Below are 7010 nucleotides of genomic sequence, written 5' to 3' on the forward strand. Positions count from 1 at the left end.
CTCGTCGCCACCACCAGCGCCGCGGCCGCCGAGGCGACGCCGGCCCGGGTCCGGCGCCGCTGCGCGCCCCGCCGGCGCAGCTCGCCGATCGTGACGCCCAGCTGGTCCGGGGCCGCCGACGCCGCGTCGGCGAGCCGCTCGTTGAGGTCCAGGTCCGTGGTCATGACGCCGCTCCAGAGGTCGTTCGGGCGAGTTCGTGGTCGGGTTGCAGCAGGGGGCTTGCGCGCAGCTTGGCGAGCGCCCGGGAGCACACCGACTTGACCGTGCCGACGCTCACCCCCAGCGTCTGCGCGGTCTCCCGCTCGGACAGGTCGGCGTAGTACCGCAGCACGACCGCCGCCCGCTCCTTGCGGCTCAGCGTCTGGAGGGCGGCGATCAGGGCCGCCCGCTCCTCGACGGCGGCGTGCCCAGGGTCGGTGGCGGCCAGCTCCGGCGGCTCGGCGTGCGCCACCTCCCGCCACGGGCGGCGGCGCAGCCAGTCGGTGTGCAGGTTCACCAGCACGCGGCGGGCGTACGCGAGCGCGTCGTCCTCCCGCACCCGGTGCCACGCGGTGTAGGTGCGGACCAGCGCCGTCTGCGCGAGATCCTGGGCCTGCTCCGCGCTGCCGCTGAGCAGCCAGCCGAGGCGGAGCAGCGGCTGGGCCGCCGCCGCGGCGAACTCGTCGAAGTCGCGCATACCCTGTTCTACGAGAGAACCCCCGCGAAGGTTGAGAGCTTTTCCGGGTTCGCCATCATGTAGAGGCCGGTGATCCGGCCGTCGGTGACCGAGATCGCCAGCGCGTAGCGGTTGAAGCCCTGGACCACCAGGCCCGACTCGCCGTTGACCTGCACCGGGGCGAGGTCGCGGGTCCGGCCGGCGACCTTCGTCCAGAACCGGATCGCCTTCTCCCGCCCGTAGATCGGGTTCAGCGCGGCCTTCACCCGGCCGCCGCCGTCGCTCCACACCACGACGTCGTCGTGCAGCAGCCGCTCCAGCGTCGCCACGTCCCCGCCCCGGGCGGCGGCGACGAACCCGTCGAGGAGCCGCCGGTGCTCGGCCGGGTCGGTGGCGAACCGGGCCCGGCCGCTGATCGCCTCGCTCGCCCGATGGTGCAGCTGCCGGCAGTCGTCCGCGCTGCGGCCGAGCACCTCGCCGATCTCGCCGTAGGGCAGGCCGAACGCCGTGTGCAGCACGTACACCGCACGCTGCGGCGGGGTCAGCCGCTCCAGCAGGTGCAGCACGGCGATCGACAGGTCGGAGGTGTCGACCACCCCGAACGGCGAGGGCTCGGTCGACACCGGCTCCGGCAGCCAGGTCCCGATGTACTCCTCGCGCCGCGCCTGCCGGGACCGCAGCACGTCGACGGCGAGCCGCGCCACCACCCGGGTCAGGTAGCGGCGCGGCTCGGCGACCTCCGACCGGTCGGCCCGGCTCCAGCGCAGGTACGCCTCCTGCAGCACGTCCTCGGCGTCGTGGACGCTGCCCAGCAGGCGGTACGCCAGGCCGTAGAGCATCGGTCGGTGGGTCGCGAAACTGGTCATTCCACCGGAGGCTGCATCCGGGTCGGCACCCCGATTCGGTTCCACACGTTGATCGTCGCAATCGCCATGAGCAGGTTGGCGACGCCCTCCTCGCCGAAGTGCTGCACGGCGGCGCTCCACACCTCGTCGGTCACCCCGTGGTTGCCCAGGCGGGTCACCTCCTCGGTGAGGTCCAGCGCGGCCCGCTCCCGCTCGTCGAAGAACGGCGACTCGCGCCACGCCCCGAGCGCGAACAGCTTCCGGCTGCTGATCCCGTCGGCGAGCCCGTCGCGGCTGTGCAGGTCGACGCAGTACGCGCAACCGTTCATGATCGACGCGCGGAGCTTGATCAGGTGCAGGAGCTCGCCGTCGACGTTGGCGCGGACGTACTTCTCGAGGCCGAGCACGGCCTGGTAGGCGGCGGGGACGACGGCGCTGAGGTCCATGCGTGCGGTGTTGGTCATGCCCTCACGACGGAGCCGGCGGCCGGGAACGTGACAGTCCCCGCTGTGTCCTGGGCCACGCCGCACTATGGTTCAGCGGGTGACGAGCGCTACCTGGCGACACCTGCCACCACCGGCGCGGGCCATCGCGACCGCCGCCGCCGACGCCGTCGAGGCCGCCCGCGAGCGGGACAAGGAGGCGTTCGAGGCCGCGGTCGAGCAGCTCGGGGCGCTCGACCCGGAGCAGACCGGGCTCGTCCTCGGCACCGTCGTGCGCAACCTCCTCGAAGAGCTGCACCCCGACGGGCTCGACGGCGACGACGTGCGGGCCGCGCTGGAGGGCGCGGTCCGGGCCGCGATCGAGTGGCAGGAGGTCGACCCGCAGATCATGGCGGTCGTGTTGATCGGTGCGCTCGGCGTGCACGAGGAAGCCGACGAGGAGCACCGGCCGTCGCCCCGCGCGCTCGCCCGCCACGCGCCGCTGCTCGTCGCCGACCTGCTGCAGGCCCGTCCGTTCGCCCCGCACCTGCAGCGCGCGTTCGCCGAGATCGAGCGCTCCCAGGTGTACGACTCCTAAGTTCGGAAGCCCTCACGGAAGCGGCGGAAGAAGCCGCCCTCCTGGGGGAGCGACGGCGCCGGCGGCGGGGCCGCGCGGTGCTGCCGCGCGATCGGGCGGTCGTAGTCGGTCCGCGCGATCGCGTCCACGATCTGCGCCTCCGTGAAGTGGTCGGAGCCCTCGATCATCGGCACGTAGCCGACCAGCATGCCGTCCCGCATGACCTGCGCCTCCAGGCCCGCGGTGCCGTCGGTGTCCCACACCGCGACCCGGCCGTCGAACAGCGTCACCCGCACGCCGAACTGCGACAGCCCGGCCTTGGCCAGCTCCAGGTGGGCCGGCACGCCGCGTTCGCGCAATGCGTCGACCACCCGCCGGGCCTCGTTCTCGTCCATGGGGGAAAGCTAGCTCGGATCCCTGTGAGCTGCCTGAATCGTCACTGTGCGGCACCTACGCTCGGGTGGTGGCGTTTCGTAGCTGGCCGGTGGCGGTGCCACCGGTCGCCGCCGTCGTGCTCGCCGCGACCTGGGGGCGCAAGCCGCACGGCATCGTGCTGGTCCTCGTCGCGGTCGCGCTGATCGCGGCGGTCATCGCCGCCGTTCACCACGCCGAGGTGGTGGCGCACCGGGTCGGCGAGCCGTTCGGCACCCTCATCCTCGCGATCGCGGTCACCGTCATCGAGGTCGGCCTGATCGTCATGCTGATGACCACCCCGGGGCAGCCGGCCGACACCCTGGCCCGCGACACGGTGTACTCGGCGTTCATGATCGTCTGCAACGGCGTGATGGGCCTGGGCCTGTTCGTCGGCGCCCTGCGGCACCGGGTGCTCAGGTTCCGGGTCGAGGGGGTCACCGGCGCGCTCGCCACGCTGACCTCGCTCGCCACCCTGGCCCTGGTGCTGCCGTCGTTCACGACCACGTCGGCCGGTCCCAGCTACTCCAACGCCCAGCTCGCGTTCGCGGGCGTGGCCTCACTGGTGCTCTACGGCATGTTCGTCTTCGTGCAGACGATCCGGCACCGGCCGCACTTCGTCGAGGACCAAGACCAAGATCAAGAGCATCATGATTCGGTACCGCCGAGCACCCGCGACGCGCTGATCAGCCTCGGCATGCTGGTGATCTGCCTGGTGGCCGTCGTGGGGCTGGCCAAGACCGAGTCGCCGGCGATCGAGCGGGGCGTCGAGATCCTCGGCGCGCCGCAGTCGGTCGTCGGCGTGGCGATCGCGCTGCTGGTCCTGCTGCCGGAGACCACCGCGGCGGTCCGGGCGGCGGCCCGCAACCGGGTGCAGACCAGCTTCAACCTGGCCCTCGGCTCGGCCCTGGCCAGCATCGGCCTGACCATCCCGGCGATCGCCGTCGCCGCCAAGGTGCTCGACCAGCCGCTCACCCTGGGCCTGCCGGCGAAGGACCTCGTCCTGCTGACCCTGACCGTGGTGGTGAGCGTGATGACGGTCGCGCCCGGGCGGGCCACCCTGCTGCAGGGCACCGTGCACCTGTCCATCTTCGGGGCGTTCATCTTCCTGGCCCTCACGCCGTGAGGGCGCTCGGTCCCTCACGGCGTGACGTCTCGGCCAGGACAAGGCCTACTTGGACGGCTCGGGCAGGTCGCACGTGATCTTCGGGTTGACCCCGAGGTAGTTCAGCGGACCGGCCACGATCGTCACCAGGATGGTGCCGGTCTTGGCGCAGTTCGCCTCGTCGCTGTTGAAGTAGCCGCGCTGGCCCGCGGCGATGACACCGATGATCAGCCAGATGACGAGGATGACCCCGCCGATCGAGGACCCTCTGCCCACAGCCTCCTCCTTCGTCGCTTCAGATGTGGATGGAGTACCCAGTGGGCCGTCTGGGGCAAACGTGGCGGGTGATCTCCGGTGATCCGGGTCGCTTCGGCTGTCGGCTTGGCAGCAATGGGGGAGTGAACCGCGCCGGCGAGCCAATACCGTTCCTGATCGTTGCGAATCAACAAGGAAACGGGAGCACCACCGATATGAGCGAGTTCACCACCGACCTCGACGGCGACGGCGTCGAGGACCAGGCCGAGATCTACACCCTGGAGGACGGCTCCAACGTCCTCGTCGGCGACCTCGACGGCGACGGCGTCGCCGATGTGGCCGCGCTCGACGCGAACGGTGACGGCGTCTACGAGCAGCTCTACGACGACCGCACCGGCGTGACGACCGACCTCACCGAGGAGCCGGACTACACGGCCGAGTACGACACGGCCGAGTACGACGGCTCGGGCGGCAACCTCGACGGCGACGTCGCGTCTGCCGAGTCGGGCGACTCCGGCTCCTACTACGACGCGGCGGCGGTCTCCGACATGCTGGCGACCCAGCACGAGACGTCGATGGCCATCATCGACAACATCTGACGCACGTCGAACGCGGCGGCGCGGTGGGCCCCCGGGCCCGGCGCGCCGCCGGTATACATGATCGCGTGTCATCGCTCAGCCCTCTGGTCGTGGTCGACCTCATCGGCATCGCCGTGTTCGCGGCCTCCGGCGCCGTGGCCGGGGTGGCCAAGCGTCTCGACCTGTTCGGCGTGATCTTCGTCGGCTTCACCGCGGCGCTCGGCGGCGGCATCCTGCGCGACGTCTTCGTCAACGTGCAGCCGTTCGCGTTCGTCGACTGGCGGTACGCCACCGTGGCCGTCGTCACCGCGGCCGCCACGTTCTGGCTGCACCCGGCGGTGAGCCGGCTGCGCTGGACGGTGCTGCTGCTGGACGCCGCCGGCCTGGGCCTGTTCGTGGTGACCGGCACGCTCAAGGCGCTCGACGCCGGCATCCCGCCGGTCGGCGCCTGCATCATCGGCATGATCACGGGCATCGGCGGCGGCCTGATCCGCGACCTACTCACCGGCGAGATCCCGACCGTGCTGCGCCGCGAGATCTACGCCGTGGCCGGCCTGGCCGGCTGCGTGTCGGTGGCGACGCTGGACGCCCTGGACACCCAGCGCCCGATCAGCATCGCCCTGGCCGCGACGCTGACGTTCGTCCTGCGCATGGTGGCGATCCGCCGCAACTGGTCCGCCCCGACGGCAACGTCCCGGGATTCCTGACACTTGGTGGCAGGAATAGTCGGCACGATGAGGGCATGACCGGATTTGCGAGCCTCATCATGGTGAACATCGACTGCGACCAGCCGCCCGTGCTGGCGAGCTTCTACAGCGAGGTGCTCGGCTGGGAGGTGACCCACACCCAGGACGAGTACGCGATGATCAGCGACGGCACGAGCTCCATCGGCTTCGGCCAGATCGCCGGCTACGCCGCCCCGACCTGGCCCGAGGGCCCGACGCCGAAGCAGTTCCACCTCGACTTCTACGTCGACGACCTGGCCGACGCTGAGGAGCGCGCCCTGAAGCTCGGCGCCACCAAGCCGGACTTCCAGCCGGGCGCCGACCGCTACACGGTCCTGCTCGACCCGGCCGGCCACCCGTTCTGCGCCTGCCTGCGCGCTACTTCGTAAGCGTCGACGCCTGGACCGACGGGGGCCGGGCGCCGAGGAAGTAGATGCCGGGGAAACCGGGGGTCTCGAAGCCGGCGCTCGGGTTCTTGCGCAGGGTCGAGTTCTCGATCGACATGGTGCCGGTGCGGTTGTTGCTGACGAAGAACACCGCGCCGCCACCCTCGTTGGCCTTGTTCTGCTCGACCAGCGTGCCGGCGAGCCGGACGGTGAACAGGTTGCCGTCGCAGTAGATCGCGCCGCCGCTGCCGCCGCCCGGCGTGCCGGCCCGCGCCGGGTTGGCGCCCTTGCCGACCGCGGAGTTGTACGACAGGACGCTGTTGAGCACCACCCAGGAGACGCCGATGCTCGACAGCGCCCCGCCGTTCGCGCACACCCCGCCCTGGCCCGCCGCACCGCCGAACGTGCTGCTCACGATGTAGACGGGCTGGTTGTGGTACTGGTTGAGGAGCCGGATGGCGGCCCCGCCGAGGTCCGGCCCGGACTGGTCGCAGCGGTTGCGCACGAAGCGCGAGTTGACCACCTTGAACCGGCCGCCCCGCACGAAGATCGCCCCGCCGCCGCCACCCTCCGCGTGGTCGCCGGTCGAGTTGCCGTCGGCGAACGTCAGGTTCTGCACGACCAGCTGCGGCGTCTCCTGGTCGTTGCAGTGGTCGGTGGTCCAGACCAGCGCCTTGTCGCAGGTGTTCTGGTACAGGATGCGGCGCTTGCCCTCGCCGCTGAGCGTCACCTTGCCGCCGCCGTCGAGCACGACCCGGCCGCCGGGCACCGTGTTGCGCACCTTCGCGGTGGCCTTCATCGTGATCGTGACCGGGGCCGGCCCGCACGAGAACGTGATGATGCCGCCGGCCGCGACCGCCGACACGACCGCCTCCGAGGTGCAGCTCGCCGCCGTGCCGTTGCCGACCGTCCGGGTCGGCTTGGACGTGTCGACCGCGCGCGCCTCCGCGGGCACGGACGCCCGGCCGTTCGGGTTGCCGGCCGCGGGCAGCGCCGCGTAGTTGTTGCCGAGGACCAGCAACAGCATCGCCGCGATGAACAGATTGAAGTA

The 7010-nt window shown here is 71.5% G+C and carries 11 protein-coding genes; 5 read left to right on the forward strand and 6 right to left on the reverse strand.

The genetic code is table 11. The features are described 5' to 3' along the window. Window positions 1-160 precede the first annotated feature (160 nt). Genes ABZS66_RS59500 through ABZS66_RS59510 form a run of 3 tightly spaced genes read right to left on the reverse strand, consistent with a single transcriptional unit; the run spans window position 161 to window position 1964 of the window. Complete coding sequence (locus tag ABZS66_RS59500) at window positions 161-676, reverse strand: SigE family RNA polymerase sigma factor (protein ID WP_354773509.1); 516 nt, start codon at window positions 674-676, stop codon at window positions 161-163. Window positions 677-684: 8 nt separating this feature from the next. Next, entirely contained in the window at window positions 685-1521 is an 837-nt protein-coding gene (gene sigJ / locus ABZS66_RS59505; RefSeq protein WP_354773511.1) for an RNA polymerase sigma factor SigJ, read from the reverse strand. Next, complete coding sequence (locus ABZS66_RS59510) at window positions 1518-1964, reverse strand: carboxymuconolactone decarboxylase family protein (RefSeq protein ID WP_354773513.1); 447 nt, start codon at window positions 1962-1964, stop codon at window positions 1518-1520. The genes sigJ and ABZS66_RS59510 overlap by 4 nt, the downstream gene beginning before the upstream one ends. 79 nt (window positions 1965-2043) lie before the next feature. Between ABZS66_RS59510 and ABZS66_RS59515 the strand changes: the two genes are divergently transcribed. Continuing rightward, window positions 2044-2520: a hypothetical protein gene (locus tag ABZS66_RS59515; protein ID WP_354773515.1), complete on the forward strand. Its 477-nt coding sequence runs from the start codon at window positions 2044-2046 to the stop codon at window positions 2518-2520. On the opposite strand, the gene ABZS66_RS59520 is transcribed toward ABZS66_RS59515, so the two are convergent. Next, entirely contained in the window at window positions 2517-2894 is a 378-nt protein-coding gene (locus ABZS66_RS59520; protein WP_354773517.1) for a hypothetical protein, read from the reverse strand. The genes ABZS66_RS59515 and ABZS66_RS59520 overlap by 4 nt on opposite strands. Before the next feature lie 68 nt (window positions 2895-2962). On the opposite strand from ABZS66_RS59520, the gene ABZS66_RS59525 reads away from it, so the two are divergent. Beyond that, entirely contained in the window at window positions 2963-4036 is a 1074-nt protein-coding gene (locus tag ABZS66_RS59525; protein ID WP_354773519.1) for an ionic transporter y4hA, read from the forward strand. Window positions 4037-4081: 45 nt separating this feature from the next. Here ABZS66_RS59525 and ABZS66_RS59530 read toward each other — a convergent pair whose 3' ends face one another. After that, window positions 4082-4291, reverse strand: a complete 210-nt coding sequence (locus ABZS66_RS59530) for a hypothetical protein (protein ID WP_190248687.1) — start codon at window positions 4289-4291, stop codon at window positions 4082-4084. 194 nt (window positions 4292-4485) lie between these two features. On the opposite strand from ABZS66_RS59530, the gene ABZS66_RS59535 reads away from it, so the two are divergent. The 3 genes from ABZS66_RS59535 (at window position 4486) to ABZS66_RS59545 (ending at window position 5962) form a co-directional block, all read left to right on the forward strand. Beyond that, on the forward strand, window positions 4486-4869 hold the full coding sequence (locus tag ABZS66_RS59535; RefSeq protein WP_354773521.1) for a hypothetical protein: 384 nt from the start codon (window positions 4486-4488) through the stop codon (window positions 4867-4869). 65 nt (window positions 4870-4934) lie between these two features. Beyond that, entirely contained in the window at window positions 4935-5555 is a 621-nt protein-coding gene (locus ABZS66_RS59540) for a TRIC cation channel family protein (RefSeq protein ID WP_354773523.1), read from the forward strand. A 35-nt stretch (window positions 5556-5590) separates the two neighbouring features. Beyond that, complete coding sequence (locus ABZS66_RS59545; protein WP_354773525.1) at window positions 5591-5962, forward strand: VOC family protein; 372 nt, start codon at window positions 5591-5593, stop codon at window positions 5960-5962. Here the strand turns inward: ABZS66_RS59545 and ABZS66_RS59550 are convergent. Beyond that, window positions 5952-7010 (reverse strand): hypothetical protein (locus ABZS66_RS59550; RefSeq protein WP_354773527.1); only part of this gene is annotated, 1059 nt, incomplete at its 5' end. The genes ABZS66_RS59545 and ABZS66_RS59550 overlap by 11 nt on opposite strands.

The organism is Dactylosporangium sp. NPDC005572 (assembly GCF_040605515.1).
In the GTDB taxonomy this organism is placed as follows: domain Bacteria; phylum Actinomycetota; class Actinomycetes; order Mycobacteriales; family Micromonosporaceae; genus Dactylosporangium.

Bases quoted from the DNA above. Each gene is read 5' to 3' on its own strand.
- ABZS66_RS59500 (WP_354773509.1), bottom strand. From the start codon at position 676: ATGCGCGACTTCGACGAGTTCGCCGCGGCGGCGGCCCAGCCGCTGCTC.
- sigJ (WP_354773511.1), bottom strand. From the start codon at position 1,521: ATGACCAGTTTCGCGACCCACCGACCGATGCTCTACGGCCTGGCGTAC.
- ABZS66_RS59510 (WP_354773513.1), bottom strand. From the start codon at position 1,964: ATGACCAACACCGCACGCATGGACCTCAGCGCCGTCGTCCCCGCCGCC.
- ABZS66_RS59520 (WP_354773517.1), bottom strand. From the start codon at position 2,894: ATGGACGAGAACGAGGCCCGGCGGGTGGTCGACGCATTGCGCGAACGC.
- ABZS66_RS59535 (WP_354773521.1), top strand. From the start codon at position 4,486: ATGAGCGAGTTCACCACCGACCTCGACGGCGACGGCGTCGAGGACCAG.
- ABZS66_RS59545 (WP_354773525.1), top strand. From the start codon at position 5,591: ATGACCGGATTTGCGAGCCTCATCATGGTGAACATCGACTGCGACCAG.